Raw genomic sequence first — 22242 nt, 5'->3', positions numbered from 1 at the left:
GACAGAGAATTTTACCTGAAGCAATGGCCGCCAAGCGCATGCGGCGGGTCCGAATGGCTAATAATTTTGCAAGCTTGTGCTCACTCAACGGGTGTTAACCGGGCTCAGCCAGGTCGGCCTTGCGCGGCCCGGCCGGACCGCCACGTCCGCGCCGGGGCTGCCAGTATGACGCCCTATCCTGCTCGGCCAGTAACTTGTGGTGATTGTTCAGCTCATGCGGCGCAAACAGCACACTTCCCAGATCCTGCGCCAGCGGCGCTGCGACAGGCAGCGGCGTTTCCGCCAGCGCCTCCCAGGGACACAGCCCCTTCTGAAACCAGCCAAGAAAAGCCTCGTAGCTGTGGGCGAGCGAAAAGCAGTCTCCCTCCTCTTCCAGCGCGGGGAGCGGTTCGCCGCAGGCATGGCCGCCGCACTGCTGCAACTGGACGCGGTCGAAGTAGCCTTCCAGCGACATGCGCGTGTAACCGTAAGCCTCGGCCAGCGCCCGCTCGAACATCGGCTGGTAGCCAGGCACGCGGCGCTCGATATCGCCGCGCCGCCACAGTGCGCGCAAAGCCGGATCGCCGGCGTCGATGCGGGCCGGCAGCGGATAGACCAGCAAAGGGCGCTGCTCGTCTTCGTGGCTGCGGCGGTAGGTGGTGGCGCGGGCGATCAGGGCTTCCAGTCCGTCGAGCTGGGGACGGCTGGGCGTGAACACCAGCACCAGCCGCGTCGGCAGCAAGGTGGTGCAAATGCCCGCGCTGTCGGCACGCCCGCTGCGCGAATCGATCAGCACATGCGAAAAACGCGCCGCCATGCGTTCCGCCAGCGCGCGGAACAGCGAGGGACAGGCATCGAACATGGCTTGCCAGTCCAGGCGCGAGGCGCGCTCGGCGTGATGGCCATCCAGCCGCCCGGCACGCATCAAATACAGGGGATGGGCCTGGTCGACGCGGGTCACATACTGCTCCCAGCCGACGGCATCGAGCACCTTGCCGGCCAGTTCCGCATCGGGCGCTGCACCGTGGCGGCTGCGCAGCTGCTCGCGGCAGGCTTCGAACAGTTCCAGCACGCCGGGGTGCTCGCCGTCGCCGGGAAAGTAGTAATGCAGGCTGGGCGCATCCAGATCCCAATCCACCATCAGCACCGGAATCCCGCGGCGCGTCAGCAGCGCCGCCACATTGGCCAGGGCCATCGTGCGGCCGACGCCGCCTTTATAGGAATAGAAGGTGGCGACTTCTCCGGCCACGGTGGGCGCGGGATGTGGTTGGCGGACGAGTTCCATGGCTAACCTCAACGGGGGAAATGGGGAGGCGGAGCGCTGCGCCACTCCGGGGGCATGGGTGGCAGCACGAAGCGGCTGCAATCGTGGCCGGCCGGCATGCTGTAGCGCAGGTGGTGGTAGTGCATGACGATGCGGTCCACCATCTTGCGGATATCGGGCACGAAGTCCGGGTTGGTCTTCAAATCGCCGGTGGCCAGGGTATAGCGTGAAAAGTCCACATACATGCCCGGTTCGCTGATCTGTGGCGGCAGATTGAGCGGGTGGCGGGTCATGATGACCGGGATGATCAGATGGCTGGGCAGCTCATACCACTGGCTGCGTTCGGCCTCCAGCAGCTGCATGGCTGCGAACTCGCGCCGGGTGTAGCCGTGGGCTTCGTATTTGGGCGTGTAGATCACGATCATGCACACGCTCTGACACAGGGCCAGCGCAATGCGGCGGTCCAGATCATCGCCGCCGCCGAGCTGTTCACTATCGACGAACAGCTCCTTTTCGGTGTCGAAATGCGGCTCCAGATAGCACTTCAGGGCCTCGATCAGATCGTCCTTGAACTTGCTCATATAGGCGTGCTGGCCGTGCGCGTAACTGAAGAAACAGCCGTATCGAATGGACGTGGACATGGCGTTACCTCTTCTTTCTGCCGTCCAGGCCACTGTAGCGTCCTGCCCCATTCTCTCTTTGCGCATGCGCAAACCGTTCTGGGGCATAATAGAACGATCGTTCGATGCCTGGAGTGGAGATGAAAGCGATTGTGTGCAAAGACTGGGGCCTGCCCGACACCCTGCATCTGGAGGACGTGGCCGATCCCGTTGCGACGGCCGGCCATGTCGTGCTGGACGTGAAGGCCGCCGGTGTGAACTTCCCCGATGTGCTGATCATCCAGGGCAAATATCAGTACAAGCCTTCCCTGCCCTTCACGCCTGGGAACGAGGTGGCGGGCGTGGTGCGCGCAGTGGGCGAAGGCGTGTCAAACGTAAAGCCGGGTGACCGCGTGATCGCTTTTTCCGCCCACGGCGGCTTCGCGGAACAGCTGCTGGTGCCCGCCGCCGCGCTGATGCCGATGCCGGAAGGGATGGACTTCGACACCGCCGCTTCCATCACCCTCACCTACGGCACGTCGCATCACGCGGTGGTCGACCGCGCAGCGCTGAAGCACGGCGAAACCATGCTGGTGCTGGGTGCAGCGGGAGGCGTGGGCCTGGCGGCGATCGAGATCGGCAAGGCCATGGGTGCACGCGTGATCGCGGCGGCGTCCAGCGACGGCAAGCTCGCCGTCTGCAAAGCGCACGGCGCGGATGTGCTGATCAACTACAGCAAGGAAGATTTACGCGAAGCGATCAAGAATGCCACCGGCGGCAAAGGACCGGATGTGATTTACGACCCGGTCGGCGGCGACTACTCCGATCCGGCCTTCCGCTCCATCGCCTGGCGCGGGCGCTATCTGGTCGTCGGCTTCGCCAATGGCGAGATCCCCAAGCTGCCTTTGAACCTGGCCTTGCTCAAGGGCGCGTCCATCGTGGGCGTGTTCTGGGGCGAGTTCACCAAGCGCGAACCCAAGGCCAATCTGGCCGGCATGCAGCAGCTGCTTGGCTGGCTCAGCGAAGGCAAGATCCGCCCGCACATCTCGGCGCGCTATCCGCTGGCCGAGACGGCCCACGCGCTGAACGACATGGCCGCACGCAAAGTCACCGGCAAGGTCGTCATCAAGCCCTGAGCGGCTATTCGAAACGCATGCCGGTCTTGTCGATGGCCAGCCGGTCCGGATCGCCCTTCAGCACCAGCTGCAGATTTTCCCGCGCCGCATTGCGCATATTGTCGTAGATGGCCGGCGGCTGCGGCGTTTGCTGATGGGACTTGTAGGCCAAAGCCATGAAGGCGCCCACCATGGCGCTCTGCTCGAAGACGTCGCGCAGCTTGTCGGCATCGTTATGGCTGGTGACCGACTGCAGCTTTTCCTGCGCACGCAACTGGCGGGCCACAGCGTTGAATTCCTCATCCGACACTTCGGAATTTTTCAGGACCATGTAATTCCCGACCAAGAAAGCCGCCAGCCCGCCCGCCATATCGCGCGGCGTCCACCCCATTTTCTTCTCGACCTTCAGGTAGATGTCCATGCTCTGGACGTACAGGCGCTCCATCTCGGCCCGCTTGTTGAGTGGGAAGTGCTGCGCCAGTTTGTGTGCGTTCGCTTGCACCGCAGGTTTCGCCTTGGCCAGCACTGGCGGTGCCGATTTTCTCGGCGCACCCGCCGACGGCACCGGCACGCGCAAGTCGGGCACCGGCCACACCACCACATTGTCGTAGCTCATGCCATAGCCGCAGCACTGGCTGTGCGCGACGGGTGCGGCGCCAGCCAGCAGCGCCAGCAATGCCAAACAGTGTTTCATCGACGGCCTCGTTGGGAGGTGGAAGGTCGACGAAGATTAGCGATAAAGTCTCCGCACGCCAAGCGAATCGCACTGTGTGCAAGTCACGTCATAATTATTTATCACACTAAACACTTGCGCAATAATGTTTAGCACGCTATTATTCGCACATCAACTCACTTACGAAAGGAAAAACCATGAAAGCCAAATTCTTCGCCGCTACCGCCATCGCCGCTGCTACCCTGTTCGGCGGCTCCGCTGCCCTTGCTGCGGAACGTCCAACCATCGTGCTGGTACACGGCGCGTTTGCCGACTCCTCCAGCTGGGATGGCGTGTCGCAAAAACTGATCAAGGATGGTTATAAAGTGGTCGGCGCGGCGAACCCGCTGCGCAGTGTGAAGGGCGATGGCGCTTATGTGTCCAGCATCGTGAAGGGCATCCAGGGCCCGGTCGTGCTGGTCGGCCACTCCTACGGCGGCGCGGTGATTACCGCTGCGGCCAGCGGCAACCAGAATGTGAAGGCCATGGTGTATGTGGCCGCGTTTGCGCCGGATGCCGGTGAAACCGCGCTGGAGCTGTCGGGCAAATTCCCGGGCAGTACCCTCGGCCCTACCCTGGCTGCGCCGGTGATTCTGGCCGACGGCAACAAGGACCTGTACATCCAGCAGGACAAGTTCCCGAAACAGTTCGCCGCCGACGTGCCGGCCGCGAAAGCAGCCCTGATGGCAGCGGGCCAGCGTCCGATTACTGAAGCAGCGCTGACCGAGAAGACCGAAGAGGCGACCTGGAAGACTATCCCGTCCTACTTCGTGTACGGCAAGGCCGACAAGAATATCCCGGCCGCTGCGCTGCAATTCATGGCCGACCGCGCCAGCTCGCGCAAGACGGTGGTGATCGATGGCGCATCGCACGTGGTGATGACATCTCACCCGAAGGAAGTGGCTGACCTGATCGAAAACGCAGCCAGCGCCAACTAAGCGGCTAAGCCGCGCGGCGTTCGACCAGCAGGCGCAGGGGTTCCGGCAACACCCCGCGCAGGCTGGCGCCAATGGCCGCCTCACGCCGCTGCCAGAATATCCCGGCCGCGATGACACCAATACCGATGGCAGTCAGCGCGACCGGGAACAACAGGCTGTCGCGGAAGACCGAGTACGACAGGTGCCCCAGATAGCCGGCAATCCCCAAGCCGCCAAATACGGCAAACACGCGCCGCGACAAGGCCGCGCCGATACCGATCATCAGCACATTGATCAGGCAATACACCAGCTTGCCGAATTCGCTGCCCGAGTCCATGCTGCTCAAGCCGCCCCAGAAAGCCAGCACACCCCACAGGTACAGCCAGAAGGCGTAATCCTTCGCGCTGCGCGTGCGCAGGTCGATCCACAGCGCGACCAGCGTCATCGCCAGGCCGAACACGGTCGAAATGATTTTGCCTTCGTGCGAGAAGAAGCTGTAAGTATCGCCTCCCAGCAGCATGGGCACGATGTCCATGCTCATGTACCACAGCGTAACGGCAACCGGCATCACGGTGAACGGCAGGCGATAGCGCCACAGCGCCACGGCGCCGGCGGCCAATGTGGCCAGTTCCATGAAGATCCAGCGCCAGTCGATGTACTGGTGGAAGTCACGGTACGCCGGGTGGCGCCCCTCGGCCCAGTAACCCAGCATGTGCTGCAGACCATAGACTGCCAGCGGCACCAGCACCACGGCCAGCGCCGCCAGCAAGCCTGCCGGCAGCACCAGGCGCCGCGCCAGCATCCATTCGACGCCGCCGATGGCCGCGGCCATATAGCACAGGGAAATGCAGAAAAGTCCGCTGCCGCCGAACTGCTCCCAGCCGACGTTCATGAACAGCGACATGGCGCCGATTGCAATCAGGCCACCGAGATAATAGAGAATATGCGCCGGCTTGAATGCCGGGGTGTCCTGCTCATGCGCGAGGAGAAAATTCCACAGCCGCGCCGCCTGCTCGTTTGCCAGCAGACCTTCCGATACTGCTTCATCAAGCATTGTGCGCGTCAGTTTCATTTCACTCCTCCTTGAAAAACGCTATGACCTCGGCCGCTTCGCGCGTGCGTTTGAATGGCGGCAGACTTTGCCAGATGCGGCGGCCGTACGGTTTGCTGATCACGCGCGGGTCGCACAGCATCAGCACACCGCGGTCGGATTCGTCGCGGATCAAGCGGCCCGCGCCCTGCTTCAGGTTGATGATGGCTTCGGGCAGCGTGTGTCCCATGAAGCCGTTCAGGCCCTGGCGCTCCATCACTTCGATGCGGGCGGCCAGCACGGGATCATCCGGCGGCGCAAACGGCAGCTTGTCGATGATGACCAGCGACAGCGCATCGCCCCGCACGTCGACGCCTTCCCAGAAACTCTGCGAGCCAATCAGCACGCCGTTGCCGGCTTTGCGGAACTGATCCAGCAGCTCGGTGCGGCCGCGGTCGCCCTGCACGAACAGCGGGAAGTTCAGGCCGCGCTTGTCGAATTCATCGCGCAGGCGCTCGGCAGCGCGCTTGACGGCGCGCAGCGTGGTGCACAGCAGGAAGGTGCGTCCGCCGGCCGCTTCGATGATAGGCAGTGCCATATCGAGCACCGCGTCCGTGTAGCCCATCGAGTTCGGGTCCGGCAGGCCGGTCGGCACATACAGGATGCCCTGCTGCTCGTAGTTGAAGGGGCTCGGCCAGCTGCGCGCCACTTCGTTTTCCAGGCCAAGCTGCTGGGCGAAGTGCTTGAAGTCGTTCTTTACCGCCAGCGTGGCGGAAGTGAAGATCCAGCTGCGCGGCACGCCTTCGCGCTGGCCGTTGAAGATCGGCGCGATGGACAGCGGCGTCTTATGCAGCTGCAGCGAGCTTTGGAAAGCTTCAACCCAGTACACGGCTTCCTCGCCTGGCGTTACCTTGGCCTTTGGATCGAACTTCCAGGCTTCCAGTTTTTGCGACAGCTCGGCGCCACGCACGCGGCATTGCTCGATCGTCTCCGCGCGTTCGGCGGTGCGTTCCAGCACGGCGACCATGTCGATCAACTCGTCCTTCAGCGTTTGCAGCGCAGGGAAAAAATCGGAGGACGGCGCGATCTGCGGCAGCGACAGGCGCACAATGTCTTGCGAGAAGGTCAGACGCAGGTCGCGCGCGGCCTTTTCCACCGGCGTCACGACCTTGGCCCAGTCGGCGCCATCGCGCGCGTGCGCCAGGCCCTCGGCCAGCACATCGCGGCACAGTTCCAGCACATGCGAGGTCGATACCGTCTCGCCGAAGAACAGCGTGGCGGTATCGGGCAGCTGGTGCGCCTCGTCGAAGATCACGGTGTTGGCGGACGGCAGCAGCTCGGCCACGCCGGTATCCTTCAGCGCCACGTCGGCAAAGAACAGGTGGTGATTGACCACCACCACGTCCGCCTGCTGCGCCTCGCGGCGCGCCTTCATCACGAAGCAGTCCTGGTAATACTGGCACTCCTGGCCCATGCAGTTTTCGCGGGTGGAGGTCACCAGGTTCCAGATCAGTGCATTTTCCGGCACGCGCGCCAGCTCAGCCTTGTCGCCGGTGCTGGTCATTTTCAGGAAGCGCGAGATTTCACGCAAGTGGCCCACGTCCTCGCGCGAGGTCATGCGGCCGTTCTGCAGCGTGCGTTCCAGGTGGTAGTGACAGAGGTAGTTGCCCCTGCCCTTCAGCAGCGCCACCGATACCGGCGCCTGCAGTGCGGCGCGCACGGTCGGGATATCACGCAGGAAGAGCTGGTCCTGCAAGTTTTTGGTGCCGGTGGAAACGATGGTCTTGCCGCCCCACATCAGGGCGGGCACCAGATACGCAAAGGTCTTGCCCGTGCCCGTGCCGGCCTCGGCGATCAGGGTTTGCTGCTGGTCAATGGCGCCGGCGATGGCTTTGGCCATCTCGGTCTGTGATTTGCGCGGACGAAAGCCTCCGACTGCGGGCCCCAGCGGACCGCCGGTGCCGAACAGACGTTCGATCTCTGCATCATGTTTTCCGGGCGGCTCCAATGGCAGCTCGGGCTCGCCGGGAACGGCGGGCGTCAACTGTTGTTCGGTCAAGGGGAAACGGAGTTAATGGCCCTGCTCAGGCCGGTACGTCGGGCACCAATTGCATTTTCAGCAGGGTGATATAGTCTTTCAGTTGCAATTTTCGCTTCTTGAGGCGGCGCAACTGTAGTTGATCGTGATGACCATCCAGGGTCAACATTTCGATCACGGCGTCCAGGTCGCGATGCTCGACATCGAGTTCGATAATGCGGCGCTGGATTTCTTCTACGTTGGTCATGGGGTGGTATTTCGCTCAGGAAACAATCTATACTTGCAACAAAACTGCAGTCCGGTGCATAGTTTAACTCAGGTAAGCATCGGAAAAAAGCAGTCACATGAAGGACTTATGAGCGCATACAAGATCGAAGCCGGCACTGCTCAGCACATTGGCAGCCGCCCCCAGCAAAATGACCGGGTTGCATTGTTCACGACGCCAAAGGCGCCGGGCTATGTGCTGGCCGTGCTGGCGGACGGCGTCAGCGGCGGTGCGGTCGGCTCCGACCAGTTATTGCACACAGCCAAGCAATTGTTTGACGAGTACCGCGCGGCGGACGTCGCCAACCTGACTCGCTTGCAAGACCTGCTGCGTGAAATCGCGCATGACACCCATCAGATCCTCGTAATGAATCCCCTTACCGGTGCGAGCGAACCGCAGTCCACCATGGTGCTGCTGATGCTCACGCCGCAGCGCCAGATCGTGTGGGCGGTGGTTGGCGACTCGCGCTTGTATCGTTTTTCCAACAAGGAATGTGTTGCAAGAAGTAACGATGCCGACTACATCGCGCACCTGATTCTGCGCGATGGTTTGCCGGAAGATGCAGCGCGCAAGCACCGCAGTTCCAAGCTGCTCGCCAACGTGCTGGGCAATAAGCAGAAGGAACCGTTTGTGACTGTTGGTGTGCAGGAGGAACTGAAAGCAGGCGATGCTTTCCTGCTCTGTTCCGATGGTCTGTGGTCTTACTTTACCGATGCCGAACTGGCTACGGTCGTGGCCAAGAAGTCACCACGCGAGGCGTCGGAAATGCTGATCAACAAGGCGCGCGAACGCGCGCAGGGCAAGGGCGACAACTGCTCGATGGCGATCCTCAAGCTGGTCGCCCCGCCGAAAGAAGAAGTGAATTACACCGTCCAGAAATTGCGCAAGGCAGTGTGACGCCGGCGCCCGGCGGATCGGATGATCCGCCCTACGCCGAGCCGCGGTGTTGCGTAGGGCGGGTCATTGACCCGCCGGTTGCGGCGCGGAGGCGGCTTTCGCAGCTTCGGCCGCCTTGGCCGCTTCGCGCTTGCGCCTCTTCTCTTCCTTCTCCGCCTTCTTCTGCGCCACTTCCGCCTGGCGTTTTTCGGAATCAGCTTTGCGGCGCTCGAACGCGGCGGCATTGGCTGCGCGCTTCGGAGCTTCGGCGGCCTCCTTCGCTACGCGCTTCTTCTCCTCCGCATCGTGCCGTGCCTGGCGCTGTTCCGGCGTGATGGCATCCGGCTTCGGCGCCGGCTTATCGGAAGGGTCTGCGCGCTGCGGCTTCGGATTCGCCAGGCGCTGCGCTTCCTCCGCCGCATCCTTCTGCGCGCGGTCTTCCAGGTCGCGGTCACGCAGTTCGACGGCGTGACGGCGCTTGAAGTAATTGGCTTCCACTTCCACCGCGCGGATATCGGCCAGGCGCGCGCGGCGCTTTTCCTTGGCCTTGTCCAGGCAGTTATTGACGAAGAACTTGGTGTAGCACACCTTCTCGGCTTCGACGAACTCCGTTTCGGTCACGTCGCGATCCTTCTTCACCTGCAGCAGCTTGGCATCCGCCTGTTCGACGGAGTGGGTCTGGGGCACTGCCGGGTCGGTGATGGGACGGCCGATGTCCTGCGCCAGCGCGACGCCGGGCAGGAACAGTGCAAGCCACATCCAGTTTTTCAAATTCTTCTCCTTGTCAGCTCAGCGCTGCGGCAGCGCCGCGCTGTTCTTTTTCCATATACTCGCGCGACTGCATCTCGACGATACGCGACACGGTACGGTGGAATTCATTGGCCAGCATGCCGGTCGTGTACAGCTCTTCCGGCTCGACTTCGGCCGACATGATGAGCTTTACTTTCTGGTCGTAGAACACGTCGATCAGCCAGGTAAAGCGGCGCGCTTCGGACGACTGGCCGGCCGACATCATCGGTATCCCGGACAATATCACGGTATGGAAGCGGCTGGCGATTTCCAGGTAGTCGTTCTGCGAGCGCGGGCCGCCGCACAGGGTCGCGAAATCGAACCAGATAATCGTGCCGGCCTTACGCAGGGCCTTCAGCTCGCGGCCTTCAACGGTAATGACCGGGTTCTCGTCTGCGGTTTCAGCAACGCCGGCAAAAGCGTCGCGCAACTTGGCGTCGGTCTGGGCGTTGAGCGGCGTGTGATAGGCATCCACCTGCTCCAGCGCGCGGCCGCGGTAGTCCACGCCGGCGTCCACGTTCAGCACATCCATCTTCTCCTTCAGCAGGGCGATGGTGGGCAGGATGCGGTCGCGGTGCAGGCCGTCCGGGTACAGCGTGGACGGCTCGTAATTCGAAGTCATGATGAAGGACACGCCATTGTCGTACAGCGCCTTCATCAGGTTGTACAGGATCATGGCGTCGGCCACATCCGATACGTGAAATTCATCAAAGCAGATCAGGCGGAATTTCTTGGCGATGCGCTTGGCTACTTCATCCAGCGGATCTTCCACGCCGCGCAGTTCGTCCAGCTGCATGTGCACGTCGCGCATGAATTCGTGGAAGTGCAGGCGCGTCTTGCGCACCAGGGGCACCACCGAATAGAAGGAATCCATCAGGAAGGATTTGCCGCGCCCTACTCCGCCCCACATGTACACGCCACGCGGAGGCGTCGGACGGTTGATCAGGCGTTTGAAGCTGTTCGAGCGCTGGGCTTTGTACGCTACCCATTCGTCGTAGCACTGCTGCAGGCGATCGACGGCACGCTTCTGCGCGGCGTCGGCTTTGAAGTCGCGCTGCGTGAGCGCGTGTTGATAGAACTCTTGGACGTTCATGAATGAAATTCGGCGGGTCAATGACCCGCCCTACGACACTGCGTAGGGCGGATCATCGATCCGCCGATTGCCCGATCAGAAGTTGAGCGTGCGCTTGTCAACGGCCAGCGCAGCTTCCTTGGTCGCCTCGGACAGCGATGGGTGTGCGTGGCAGATGCGAGCGATGTCTTCGGAAGAAGCCTTGAACTCCATCGCAACAACCGCTTCGGAGATCAGCTCGGAAGCCATCGGACCCACGATGTGAACGCCCAGGATCTCGTCGGTGTTAGCGTCGGCCAGGAACTTCACCATGCCGTTGGTGTCCCCCAGCGCGCGTGCGCGGCCGTTCGCCAGGAATGGGAAGGTGCCGGCTTTGTACTGCACGCCTTCAGCCTTCAGCTGCTGCTCGGTCTTGCCCACGGAAGCGATTTCCGGATGGGTGTAGATCACGGACGGCAGGGTGTTGAAGTTGGTGTGGCCATGCTGGCCGGCGATACGCTCAGCCACGGCAACCGCTTCTTCTTCCGCCTTGTGCGCCAGCATCGGGCCGCGCACCACGTCGCCGATCGCCCATACGTTCGGCAGGTTGGTCTTGCAGTCGTCGTCCACGGTGATCATGCCGCGCTCGTCGGTCGCCAGGCCCACTTTGTCGGCGCCCAGGCCGATGGTGTTGGCAACGCGGCCGATGGAGACGATCAGCTTGTCGAAGGTGACTTTCTGTTCTGCGCCGGCGGCGTCGGTGTATTCAACCGACACATTGTCCTTGCCCGCTTCGACCTTGGTGATCTTGCAGGACAGGTTGATGGACAGGCCCTGCTTGGTCAGCAGCTTGTGCGCTTCCTTGGCGATCTGCTCGTCGACAGCGCCCAGGAAGGTCGGCAGACCTTCCAGCACGGTGACCTTGGAGCCCAGACGGCGCCATACGGAGCCCAGTTCCAGCCCGATCACGCCGGCGCCGATCACGCCCAGGTTGGCAGGGACGGATTCGATGGCCAGTGCGCCGGTGTTCGACAGGATCAGTTTCTCGTCGAACGGTGCGCCAGGCAATGCACGCGGATTGGAGCCGGTCGCAACGATGATGTGCTTGCCGGTGATGCTGTCGGTGGTGGTGCCGGTGATGGCGATCGGGTAGCCTTCAGCGCCAGCAGCGCCGGCGAATGCGCCGCGGCCGTGGAAGAAGGTCACCTTGTTCTTTTTGAACAGGAACAGGATGCCGTCGTTGTTCTGCTTCACAACGGTGTTCTTACGCTTCAGCATTTGCGCCACGTCGAAGGAGATACCTTCCACGTTGATGCCGTGTTCCTTGAAGCTGTGCTGTGCGTGGTCGTAGTGCTCGGACGATTGCAGCAGTGCCTTGGACGGGATGCAGCCTACGTTGGTGCAGGTGCCGCCAGGAGCCGGGCCGCCCTTTTCGTTCGCCCACTCGTCGATACAGGCCACGGAGAAGCCCAGTTGTGCTGCGCGGATGGCAGCGATGTAGCCGCCAGGACCGGCGCCGATAACTACTACGTCAAATTGTTTGCTCATGTCTTAATATCCAGTCATCTCGTCCTCAGGGACGAATATCCATAGCAGGAGATAGATCACCCCTCCGAAGCCGAAGGTAATCGTGAAGAGTGTGAACACCAGGCGCCAGATCCACGAATCCACGCCGGACGCTTTCGCGATGCCGCCGCACACGCCTCCGAGCCAGCGGTCCGTGCGCGAGCGGCGCAGGCTGCTGAATTCGGATGCGATGTCCTTGTCGCCGGCCGGCGTGGCGCCGTTCAGCAGGCGCTCCTTGGCGCGGGCAAATTCTTCATCGCTCAAAGCACCAGCCTGATGCAGCTCGTGCAGACGCTTGATTTCTTCCGAGACGCTCATGAAACCTCTCTTCTGCGATCTACGCCAAAAAACCAGGGGCGGAAACCTGGTGGCAGCCACCTCGTGGCTGCCACCTGTTTTACGCCGTGGGTTTGAATTACAGGTCCAGCAGCAGGCGTGCAGGATCTTCCAGCGCTTCCTTCATTGCCACCAGGCCCAGGACGGCTTCGCGGCCGTCGATGATGCGGTGGTCGTAGGACATTGCCAGGTAATTCATCGGACGGATGACGATCTGACCGTCAACCACGACAGCGCGGTCCTTGGTCGCGTGAACGCCCAGGATCGCGGATTGTGGTGGGTTGATGATCGGGGTCGACAGCATGGAGCCGAAGGTGCCGCCGTTCGAGATGGAGAAGGTACCGCCGGTCAGGTCTTCCAGGGTCAGCTTGCCTTCTTTCGCCTTGGCGCCGAATTCGCCGATCTTCTTCTCGATTTCAGCGATGGACATCTGGTCGGCGTTGCGCAGGATCGGCACCACCAGGCCGCGTGGGGAGCCCACAGCGATACCGATGTCGAAGTAGCCGTGGTAGACGATGTCGTTGCCGTCAACCGAAGCGTTCAGGATCGGGTACTTCTTCAGTGCGTGCACCGCGGCCTTCACGAAGAAGGACATGAAGCCCAGCTTCACGCCGTGTTCTTTCTCGAACTTGTCCTTGTACTTGTTACGCAGGTCCATCACCGGCTTCATGTCCACTTCGTTGAAGGTGGTCAGGATGGCGTTGGTGGACTGGGACTCAACCAGGCGCTCGGCGATACGTGCGCGCAGACGGCTCATTGGCACGCGCTCTTCCGGACGGTCGCCCAGGTTTGCCGGAGCGGCAGGTGCGCCAACTTTCGGCAGCGATGCTTTAGGAGCGGCTGGCGCCAGTGGAGCTGGAGCAGCTGGCTTCGGTGCTGCGGCAGCAGCCAGGGCGTCGCCCTTGGTCACGCGGCCATCGCGGCCGGAACCGGCGACGTCGGAAGCGGCGATGCCGGCTTCGGACAGGATCTTGGCGGCGGCAGGCATTGCCACGTCGCCCTTCGCGCCGCCAGCAGCTGGTGCGGCGGCTGCAGGAGCAGCGGCTGGTGCAGCAGCAGGCGCAGCAGCGGTTGCGGCCGGAGCCGAAGCGCCCGCGGTTGCAGCGGTATCGATGATGGCGATCACTTCGCCGGCAACGACGGTGGCGCCGTCGTTCTTGATGATCTGAACAACGACGCCGCTGTCAGGTGCCGGCAGTTCCAGAACAACCTTGTCGGTTTCGATGTCGATCATGTTTTCGTCGCGGGTCACTGCCTCGCCGACTTTCTTGTGCCAGGCCAGCAGGGTCGCTTCAGCGACGGATTCCGACAGTTGGGGAACTTTAACTTCGATTTGTGCCATGTTTATTTAACTCCGTGTCTTTTTGTTTGTGTGCGCCGCCCGCGCTGATTGGCGGTGCGGCGCGCCCGCATGATTACTTGGTCAGAATGAAGCCCTTCAGCTTCGAGAATGCCGTCTCCAGCAGATCCTTCTGCTGTGCATAGTGCTTGTCGTAGTAACCGACAGCTGGCGATGCGGAAGCAGGACGGCCGGCGTAAGCCAGGCGCTGGCCCGATTCCATGGACTCGAAGATGTTGTGCTGGATCTGGAACCATGGACCCTGGTTCTGCGGCTCGTCCTGTGCCCACACCACTTCGGCCAGGTTCGGGAACTTCTTCAGTTCAGCAGCGAAGGCCTTGTGCGGGAATGGATACAGCTGTTCGATACGGATGATGGCCGTATCGGTTTGGCCGCGGGTTTTGCGGGCATTGGCCAGGTCGTAATACACCTTGCCGGAGCAGGCGATCACGCGCTTGACCTTCTTGGCGTCGATCTTCTCATCGACTTCACCGATCACGGTCTGGAAGGCGCCTTTGGCCAGTTCGGTCAGTGCCGAACCTGCGTCCTTGTTACGCAGCAGCGATTTCGGGCTCAGGATGACCAGTGGCTTGCGGAACTGGCGCACCATCTGGCGACGCAGCACGTGGAAGATCTGCGATGCGGTACTCGGCTGCACAACTTGCATATTGTTGTCAGCGCACAGCTGCAGGAAGCGCTCTGGACGTGCGGACGAGTGCTCAGGACCCTGGCCTTCGTAGCCGTGCGGCAGCAGCAGCACCAGGCCGGAAGCGCGGCCCCACTTCACTTCGCCGGAGCTGATGAACTGGTCGATCACAACCTGGGCGCCGTTGACGAAGTCGCCGAACTGGCCTTCCCAGATGGTCAGGGTGTTTGGCTCGGCGGTCGAGTAGCCGTATTCGAAGCCCAGCACTGCCTCTTCGGACAGCACGGAGTCGATCACGGTGAACGGCGCCTGGCCTTCAGCGATGTTCTGCAGTGGGATGTAGGTGCCGGCGTCCCAACGTTCGCGGTTCTGGTCGTGCAGTACGGCGTGGCGGTGGGTGAAGGTGCCGCGGCCCGCGTCCTGGCCGGTCAGGCGGACAGCGTAGCCGGAGGACACCAGGGACGCGTAGGCCAGGTGTTCGCCCATGCCCCAGTCCAGGTTCACTTCACCACGGCCCATGGCGGCGCGGTCGCCCAGCACTTTCTCGACCAGCGAGTGGACTTTGAAGTCTTCCGGCACGGTGGTGATACGGGTGGCCAGGCGCTTCAGTTCGGTCAGCGGAACAGCGGTATCGGCCGCGTCGGTCCACTTGCGGTTCAGGAACGGCAGCCAATCAACGGCGTACTTGTTCTTGAAGTTGGAGATCACTGGATCGACGGTGTGCTTGCCGGCGTCCATCGCAGCGCGGTATTCGGCCACCATGGCGTCGCCGCCATCGGCCGGGATCACGCCCTGGGCGATCAGCTTGTCCGCGTACAGCTTGCGGGTGCCTGGGTGCTTGGCGATCTTCTTGTACATCAGCGGCTGGGTCAGCGCCGGGGTGTCCTGCTCGTTGTGGCCCAGTTTGCGGTAGCAGATGATGTCGACAACGATGTCCTTGCCGAACTGCTGGCGGTAGTCCAGAGCGATCTGGGATGCCAGCACTACAGCTTCAGGATCGTCGGCGTTCACGTGCAGCACCGGCGCTTCGATCATCTTCACGACGTCGGAGCAGTAGATGGTGGAACGTGCATCGCGCGGATCGGAAGTGGTGAAGCCGATCTGGTTGTTGATCACGATGTGAACAGTGCCGCCGGTGCCGTAGCCGCGGGTCTGCGCCAGGTTCAGGGTTTCCATCACAACGCCCTGGCCGGCGAATGCTGCATCGCCGTGCACCAGGATAGGCAGCACTTGCGCGCCTTTGACGTCGCCGCGGCGGTCCATACGGGCCTTCACGGAACCTTCAACCACCGGGTTGACGATTTCCAGGTGGGACGGGTTGAACGCCAGCGACAGGTGGACCGGGCCGCCTGCGGTGGAGATGTCGGACGAGAAGCCCTGGTGGTATTTCACGTCGCCGGCCGGCAGGTCGTCGGCGTGCTTGCCTTCGAATTCTTCGAACAGGTCCTTAGGCGCCTTGCCCAGGGTGTTCACCAGCACGTTCAGACGGCCGCGGTGGGCCATGCCGATCACGATTTCCTGCACGCCCTTTTCGCCGGCGCGCTGGATCACTTCGTCCAGCGAAGCGATGAATGTTTCGCCGCCTTCCAGCGAGAAGCGCTTCTGGCCGACGTATTTGGTGTGGAGGTAGCGCTCCAGGCCTTCAGCGGCGGTCAGACGCTCCAGGATGTGCTTTTTCTTTTCGGCGGTGAAGTTCGGGGTGGAACGGATCGATTCCACGCGCTCCTGCAGCCAGCGCTTTTCGGCCGGGTCGGAGATGTACATGTACTCCGCGCCGATCGAACGGGTGTAGGTGTCTTTCAGGAAGTTGGTCAGGTCGCGAAGGGTCGCGGTCTCTGGACCAAAGTAGGTGTTGCTGATGTTGAAGACGGTGTCCTGGTCGGCATCGGTGAAGCCGTAGAAGGATGGTTCCAGTTCCTGGATGTTCGGACGTTCCTGGCGCTGCAGCGGGTCCAGGTTTGCCCAGCGAGAGCCAAGGTAGCGGTAGGCTGCGATCAACTGGGTGGCGGCCACGCGCTTGCGGCCCATTTCGGCGTCGCCGGATGCGACCACGGTGCGGATTGGACCGGACTTTGCGCGCTCGGCGAAGGAGGCGATTACGGACGAGTGGACGACGTCTGGCTTGGTGGAACCATCGACAGCCGGTACGTGCTGCATGGCGTCGAAGTAAGCGCGCCAGTTATCTGGCACGGAACCTGGGTTCTGGAGGTACGCTTCGTAGAGTTCCTCTACGTACGGCGCATTCCCCCCAAACAGGTAGGAAGTGGACGTCTGTTGTTGCATCATTTTTGCTCACCTTTCTTCGCGCTTCGCGAGGAATTAGCGGGTTAATCTAACCTTCCGCGACACGGCCTGACCGGTTAGCGGATTGCACATCAAGTTGTGGGGGAAGGGCTCTGTTGTTTCCAGAATTTCCAAAAACGGTCGCCTAGCATAGCACGATGCGTTGAAGAGCAACAACCTTCGCCTTTATTTGGCTTGCCTTCTTTTCAATCATGAGTTTTTTACCAAGTGATAAACTCCGTCAATGCACACCTTAGAAGATCTTCGCGCTGGCCGGCTGGCCGGCATCACGCGCTTGCAACTGGCTTGCGGTCTGACGGAATTCCCACCTGAGATTTATTCGCTGGCTGATTCGCTGGAAATACTCGACCTTTCCAATAACGCACTTGTTGAGCTTCCGGATGACCTGCCGAGGCTGCATCGGCTGAGGATTATTTTCTGCTCTAATAATCCCTTCACGCATCTGCCGGAAGTGCTGGGATCGTGCAGCGAACTGACCATGATCGGCTTCAAATCGTGCCGCATCCGCACGGTATCGGCGCGCGCGCTGCCGCCGCGGCTGCGCTGGCTGGTGTTGACGGATAATCAAGTGGAGTCGCTGCCGGAGGAACTCGGTTTGCGTCCGCTGCAGAAGCTGATGCTGGCGGGGAACCGCCTGCGCACCCTGCCCGCGTCGCTGGCGGGCTGCTATACGCTCGAACTGCTGCGCCTCGCAGCCAATCAATTGACCGATTTGCCGCACTGGCTGGCCGGCCTGCCGCGCCTGTCCTGGCTCGCCATCGCCGGCAACCCATTCGATCTCCGCGCTCCCGCACCTGCCGCCCCTGCCGCCCCTGCCGCCCCTGCCGCGCCATCCGCAGCCATGCCGCCCGCCTTTTCGCGCGGCGCGCAGCCCGGCACGCCCGCCAGCGACTGCCCGGACGTGCCCTGGTCCGCGCTGCACATGGGCTGGCAGCTTGGCGAAGGCGCCTCCGGCGTCATCTTCGCCGCTACGCTGGGCGAGCGGCCCGTCGCAGTCAAGCTATTTAAAGGCGCCGTCACCAGCGACGGCCTGCCTGACTCCGAAATGGACGCCTGCATCGCCGCGGGCGCCCACCCCAACCTCATTCCCGTGCTGGGCCGCGTGATCGGCCACCCGGCGGGAACGCACGGTTTGGTGCTGACCCTGATCGATCCGCACTACCGCAACCTGGCCGGCCCGCCCTCGCTGGACAGTTGCACCCGCGACATCTACGCAGCCGACAAACGCTTCGATTTACAGTCGGCCCTGCGCATCGCCACCGGCATCGCCTCGGCGGCCCGCCAACTACACACGCGCGGCATCCTGCACGGCGACCTCTACGCGCACAACATTCTGCATTGCTCGCAAGGCAATCCTCTGCTGGGTGACTTCGGTGCCGCAGCTTTCTATAACCCGGACACAACCTGGCTCCAGCGCCTCGAGGTACGCGCCTTTGGCTGTCTGCTGGAAGAACTTCTCGACCGCATCGAGGCCCCGCCCGGCGCTCAAGCCGTCGCGCTGCTAACGACCCTTGCTGCCTTACGCGACGACTGCCTCGCCGCCCCGCCCGCCCGGCCGCTGTTCGCACAAATTGAGCGCCGCCTCGCCGCGCTAGACAAATCGATCTAGATAATTTATTCTAGGTTCATGAGCACGAACGCCCTCCCCAAACCAACCGCCGCCGAACTGGAAATGCTGCGCCTGCTGTTTGCATCAGGCGGCTCGGCAACGGCACGCCAGGTTCACCAGGCTGCCGTCGAAACGCGTCCGGACATGCAATACGCCACGGTCCTGCGCACGCTGCAGGTCATGCACACCAAAGGTCTGCTGACGCGTGACGAAAGCCAGAAAGCCCACGTCTACGCGCCCGCCCAGGAAAAGGACTCGCTACAGACCAGCCTGCTCAAGGACCTGATCCACAAGGCGTTTGCCGGTTCCGGCAAAGCGCTGATCCTCGCCGCCCTGCGCGGCGGCCACGTCACCGCCAAGGAGCGCGCGGAAATCCAGCAGCTTCTCGACGAGGAAAAGTAAACCCACGGCAGAAGCAGGTGGCAGCCACATCGTGGCTGCCACCAGGGTTACGCCTCTGGTTTTATTTGCTCTTGTCCGGATAAGCCGGGCGCGGAGGCCGGGATGGCGGGGTTTTCGTCAGCTCGGCCTTGATCACTTCGATGGCCTTCTCCAGCTGCGGATCGTGACCGGCGATGACGTCGGCCGGCGTCTGCTCGACTTCGATATCGGGCGGCACGCCGACGTTTTCGATGCCCCAGCCGCCGTCGCGTGTCCAGAACGCCAGGTTCGGCGCGGTGATGACGCCACCGTCCAGCAGGACCGGGAAGCCGAGAATACCCACCAGCCCGCCCCAGGTGCGCTTGCCGATCAACGGGCCAAGCTTATTTTTGTGGAACATCCACGGCAGCAGATCACCTCCGGAGCCCGCCGTTTCATCGATCAGCATCGCGCGTGGCCCCTGAATCGACGCGGACGGCGTCTTCATATCCGCACCATAGCGCATCGCCCACCACGCAATCTCCTGCTTTTGCAGAATATCGATGTAGTAATCGGCCAGGCTGCCACCGCCGTTGAAGCGCTCGTCGATAATCACCGCATCCTTATATGACTGCGGGAAGAAGTAGCGCTTGAAGTAGGTATGACCCAACGTCGCAGTATTTGGCACATACACATAAGCCACGCGTCCATTGGTCGCCTCGTTGACCTTGCGGATATTCCCCTCCACCCAGTCGCGGTTGCGCAGCGCATCCTCGCTGGCGACCGGCACCACGGTAATGGTGCGCGAGCCCTTGCCATCTGCGTTCGCACCGACCGTGATGTCGATGGCGCGGTTGGCACTATTCTCGAAAGCGCTATACAGATTGGTCGGCGGCGCCAGCGGACGGCCTTCCACCGCCAGCAGGTACTCCCCTGCCTTCACGTTCAGGCCCGGCTCCGTCAGCGGTGCGCGCAAAGTAGGATTCCAGTTCAGGCCACCGTAGATTTTGCGGAAGCGGTAGTGGCCATTAGCGATCTCGTAATCCGCACCCAGCAGGCCGCCGGGCACGGGGCGCGCATCGACAAAGTTATCCCCTCCCCCGCCGCGATGATGGCCGACCGACAGCTCGCTGCACAGCCACTGGATCACGCGGTTCAGATCCGCACGCGAAGCCAGATCAGGCAGGAAGACGGCATACTTGTCGCGCATCTTCGCCCAATCCACGCCGTGCATATGCGGATCGTAGAAGTAATCGCGATTGATACGCCAGGCTTCGTTATAAATCTGCGTCCACTCGGCGCGCGGATTGGCTTTGACCTCCAGCGCATCGATGCGCAGCTTGCCTTCGCTCGGCGACAGCAGTTTGCCGGTGGCCGAGCCCATTGCCCAGTTTTCCTTCAGGCGATGCAGCAGCTTCTTGCCGTCCGCACTGACTTCGAAATCGTCCGCTTCCGCGACCAGGGTTTCAGCCTTGCGCTCTTTCAGATCAAAGCGCTGCACCTGTTTCTTGCCATCGCTTTCGCGCAGGAAGAAGATCTGGCCTTCCGCACCGGCCTGCAAATCAAAATACTGCGACGCTGGCAGCGGCAGGTCGACCATGCGGGTCGAGATGCCATCGAAGTCGATACGGATTGGCGCCACGACCTTCAGCTTCACTTTTGGATCGTCGCGGCCAGTGACCGGATCGACCGGCGGCTTCTCGTCTTTTGGCGCTTCCTTCTTGTCCGCTGCCGCTTCCTTCTCTGGCGGCGGCGGTTCCTTCGGCGCGCCCTTCTCTTCATCGCTTTCCTTGATCAGCGGCGAAGGCAAGTCCTTGCGCAGTACCGTCATCCAGATCGTGCGCGTAACGCGGTTGTCCTCATTCTCCAGAGAGAACCAGTTGTTGCTCGGTCCCGCATCGGTCGAAGCGAAGTAATAGAGATATTTGCCGTTCTTATCGAATACGGGACTGGCGACATCGGACAAGCCATCGGTCACGGCATACGATTTGTTCTCGTCCAGCGCATAGATATAAGCGGTACGCGTGTAAGTGAGGGAGTTGAGCGTGTAAGCGATCCAGCGCGAATCCGGCGCCCAGGCTGCATACAGCGATTTGTTCACGCCGTAGATCGGTTCCGTAGCGATCTTCTTGATCGCGCCGCTTGCGAGATCGATCACGTACAGCGACCAGCTGTTGTCGATGTATGCGATCTTCTTGCAGTCCGGCGACCAGGACGCGCGTTCATAGAAACCTGCACCCTGCAGCTTGTACTTGCGGACTTCGCCCTTGCCATCCTGCTGGCGCACATGCAGCGCATACTCCCCCGACTCGTCGGAGAAGTAAGCGACCTGGCGTCCATCGGGCGACCATGCCGGACCGCGCTCGTGCACAGCGGGCGACTGGGTCAAATGGCGCACATCGCCTTTATCTGCGGGCAGCGTGAGGATATCGCCGCGGAATTCAAACGCCACGCGCGCACCCGATGGCGACAGCGAGGAATCTCGGATGTACTTAGCGCCGCGCACCCAGCGCTCGCGCGACAGGCCAAGATCTGCGCTCACGCCAATCACGAGGCGCTTGTCGCCGCCGTTGTCGAGATCGAGCATATGCAGATAGCCCGCCTGTTCGTAGACGATGTGATTGCCGTAGGCCGCCGCATTCAGCACGGGGAAGTCCACGTGCCGTGTCACCTGGCTGACCGCTTTCGTGCGCGTGTCGTACACCCACAGATTGAACTCGCCCACGCGGTCGGAGCGGAAGTAGACCTTGTCGCCGATCCACATCGGATCGACATCGTTGACGCGCGTTTCGGGCTGCGGAATTTTCTCAACCGAGCGGTCCGCGCCATTGAACAGCCAGAGCACGGAATTCAGACCGCCACGATAGCGCTTCCATTGCAGGAAGGCCGGCGAAGTCGGGTTGTAGGCGATGCGCTTGCCGTCCGGCGAATAGGCGGCGCGCGCTGCGTTGGGGATCTCCAGCTGCGTCTCCACGCCGCCGGAAACGGGCACCGTGTATAGCTGGCGATAGCGGTTGTTAAAGGCCGCTCGGGGCGACGTGAACATCACATGGCGCGAATCGGGCGTGAAGGCTTGCACCAGGTCCGCGCCGGGATGCCAGGTCAGGCGCTGCGGGATGCCGCCGCTGACCGGCAGCACATACACATCGGTATTGCCATCCACCTGAGCGCTGTAGGCAATCAGCTTGCCGTCCGGCGAAAACACGGGATTGGACTTTTCGCCGATGTCAGACGTCAGTCGTCGCACGCCGCCGCCGTCGTGGTTAGCGAGCCACAAGTCACCACCATAGATAAATGCAATGTGATCGCCCGAGATCGCGGGCTCGGACAAAAGGCGGGTATCGACAGTATTGGGAATTGCCCACGCCGCCATAGGCAGCAGAGCGAGAATGGTGCAGAAAACGCGGGTAAAGAACAAGCACGCCTCCTTCAAATAAGCGGCGCGGA

Annotated in this window: 18 protein-coding genes; 5 read left to right on the top strand and 13 right to left on the bottom strand. The window is 62.1% G+C overall.

Annotation, left to right across the window (positions count from 1 at the left end):
- Window positions 1–94 precede the first annotated feature (94 nt).
- Together AB4Z19_RS10975 and AB4Z19_RS10970 are read right to left on the bottom strand one after the other, a co-directional pair.
- The gene (locus AB4Z19_RS10975) at window positions 95–1264 is read right to left on the bottom strand and encodes a tyrosine-protein kinase family protein (protein ID WP_442027502.1); all 1170 of its coding nucleotides are present in this window, start codon (window positions 1262–1264) and stop codon (window positions 95–97) included.
- Window positions 1265–1272: 8 nt separating this feature from the next.
- Complete coding sequence (locus tag AB4Z19_RS10970; protein WP_442035251.1) at window positions 1273–1884, bottom strand: toll/interleukin-1 receptor domain-containing protein; 612 nt, start codon at window positions 1882–1884, stop codon at window positions 1273–1275.
- 119 nt (window positions 1885–2003) lie between these two features.
- On the opposite strand from AB4Z19_RS10970, the gene AB4Z19_RS10965 reads away from it, so the two are divergent.
- On the top strand, window positions 2004–2978 hold the full coding sequence (locus tag AB4Z19_RS10965) for an NADPH:quinone oxidoreductase family protein (RefSeq protein ID WP_442027506.1): 975 nt from the start codon (window positions 2004–2006) through the stop codon (window positions 2976–2978).
- Between the two features lie 4 nt (window positions 2979–2982).
- On the opposite strand, the gene AB4Z19_RS10960 is transcribed toward AB4Z19_RS10965, so the two are convergent.
- Window positions 2983–3651, bottom strand: coding sequence for a DUF6683 family protein (locus AB4Z19_RS10960; protein WP_442027507.1), 669 nt, complete (start codon window positions 3649–3651; stop codon window positions 2983–2985).
- A 176-nt stretch (window positions 3652–3827) separates the two neighbouring features.
- On the opposite strand from AB4Z19_RS10960, the gene AB4Z19_RS10955 reads away from it, so the two are divergent.
- Entirely contained in the window at window positions 3828–4607 is a 780-nt protein-coding gene (locus AB4Z19_RS10955; protein WP_442027508.1) for an alpha/beta fold hydrolase, read from the top strand.
- 4 nt (window positions 4608–4611) lie between these two features.
- On the opposite strand, the gene AB4Z19_RS10950 is transcribed toward AB4Z19_RS10955, so the two are convergent.
- The 3 genes from AB4Z19_RS10950 to AB4Z19_RS10940 are packed head-to-tail and all read right to left on the bottom strand — an operon-like array spanning window position 4612 to window position 7901.
- On the bottom strand, window positions 4612–5658 hold the full coding sequence (locus AB4Z19_RS10950) for a DUF2157 domain-containing protein (RefSeq protein ID WP_442035250.1): 1047 nt from the start codon (window positions 5656–5658) through the stop codon (window positions 4612–4614).
- Window position 5659: 1 nt separating this feature from the next.
- A complete protein-coding gene (locus AB4Z19_RS10945; RefSeq protein ID WP_442028495.1) occupies window positions 5660–7675 on the bottom strand; it encodes an ATP-dependent DNA helicase in 2016 nt (671 codons plus the stop codon).
- A 25-nt stretch (window positions 7676–7700) separates the two neighbouring features.
- Window positions 7701–7901, bottom strand: coding sequence for a YdcH family protein (locus AB4Z19_RS10940; RefSeq protein WP_395400657.1), 201 nt, complete (start codon window positions 7899–7901; stop codon window positions 7701–7703).
- 108 nt (window positions 7902–8009) lie between these two features.
- On the opposite strand from AB4Z19_RS10940, the gene AB4Z19_RS10935 reads away from it, so the two are divergent.
- Complete coding sequence (locus AB4Z19_RS10935) at window positions 8010–8816, top strand: PP2C family protein-serine/threonine phosphatase (protein ID WP_442028493.1); 807 nt, start codon at window positions 8010–8012, stop codon at window positions 8814–8816.
- 63 nt (window positions 8817–8879) lie between these two features.
- Here AB4Z19_RS10935 and AB4Z19_RS10930 read toward each other — a convergent pair whose 3' ends face one another.
- The 6 genes from AB4Z19_RS10930 to AB4Z19_RS10905 form a co-directional block, all read right to left on the bottom strand.
- Complete coding sequence (locus AB4Z19_RS10930) at window positions 8880–9566, bottom strand: hypothetical protein (protein WP_442028492.1); 687 nt, start codon at window positions 9564–9566, stop codon at window positions 8880–8882.
- Between the two features lie 13 nt (window positions 9567–9579).
- Window positions 9580–10677 carry a cell division protein ZapE gene (zapE, locus tag AB4Z19_RS10925; RefSeq protein ID WP_442035249.1) on the bottom strand — a complete coding sequence of 366 codons (1098 nt, stop codon included), beginning with the start codon at window positions 10675–10677 and terminating at the stop codon, window positions 9580–9582.
- A 75-nt stretch (window positions 10678–10752) separates the two neighbouring features.
- The gene (lpdA, locus tag AB4Z19_RS10920; protein ID WP_442029077.1) at window positions 10753–12183 is read right to left on the bottom strand and encodes a dihydrolipoyl dehydrogenase; all 1431 of its coding nucleotides are present in this window, start codon (window positions 12181–12183) and stop codon (window positions 10753–10755) included.
- 3 nt (window positions 12184–12186) lie between these two features.
- The gene (locus AB4Z19_RS10915) at window positions 12187–12519 is read right to left on the bottom strand and encodes a PspC domain-containing protein (RefSeq protein ID WP_442029076.1); all 333 of its coding nucleotides are present in this window, start codon (window positions 12517–12519) and stop codon (window positions 12187–12189) included.
- Between the two features lie 97 nt (window positions 12520–12616).
- Complete coding sequence (gene odhB / locus AB4Z19_RS10910) at window positions 12617–13879, bottom strand: 2-oxoglutarate dehydrogenase complex dihydrolipoyllysine-residue succinyltransferase (protein WP_442035248.1); 1263 nt, start codon at window positions 13877–13879, stop codon at window positions 12617–12619.
- A gap of 73 nt (window positions 13880–13952) precedes the next feature.
- Window positions 13953–16808 (bottom strand): 2-oxoglutarate dehydrogenase E1 component, encoded by a 2856-nt coding sequence (locus tag AB4Z19_RS10905; RefSeq protein WP_442035247.1) that lies wholly within the window; start codon window positions 16806–16808, stop codon window positions 13953–13955.
- A 241-nt stretch (window positions 16809–17049) separates the two neighbouring features.
- On the opposite strand from AB4Z19_RS10905, the gene AB4Z19_RS10900 reads away from it, so the two are divergent.
- Complete coding sequence (locus AB4Z19_RS10900) at window positions 17050–18435, top strand: leucine-rich repeat-containing protein kinase family protein (protein WP_442026692.1); 1386 nt, start codon at window positions 17050–17052, stop codon at window positions 18433–18435.
- A gap of 18 nt (window positions 18436–18453) precedes the next feature.
- Entirely contained in the window at window positions 18454–18837 is a 384-nt protein-coding gene (locus AB4Z19_RS10895) for a BlaI/MecI/CopY family transcriptional regulator (protein WP_442026690.1), read from the top strand.
- Between the two features lie 61 nt (window positions 18838–18898).
- On the opposite strand, the gene AB4Z19_RS10890 is transcribed toward AB4Z19_RS10895, so the two are convergent.
- The gene (locus tag AB4Z19_RS10890; RefSeq protein WP_442035246.1) at window positions 18899–22213 is read right to left on the bottom strand and encodes a S41 family peptidase; all 3315 of its coding nucleotides are present in this window, start codon (window positions 22211–22213) and stop codon (window positions 18899–18901) included.
- Window positions 22214–22242: the final 29 nt, after the last annotated feature.

The organism is Pseudoduganella sp. RAF19, from assembly GCF_052114165.1.
Classification (GTDB): Bacteria; Pseudomonadota; Gammaproteobacteria; order Burkholderiales; family Burkholderiaceae_D; genus Rugamonas.
The sequence above is the reverse complement of the archived record's forward strand: the minus strand, read 5'-3'. Positions and strand labels throughout refer to the sequence as shown.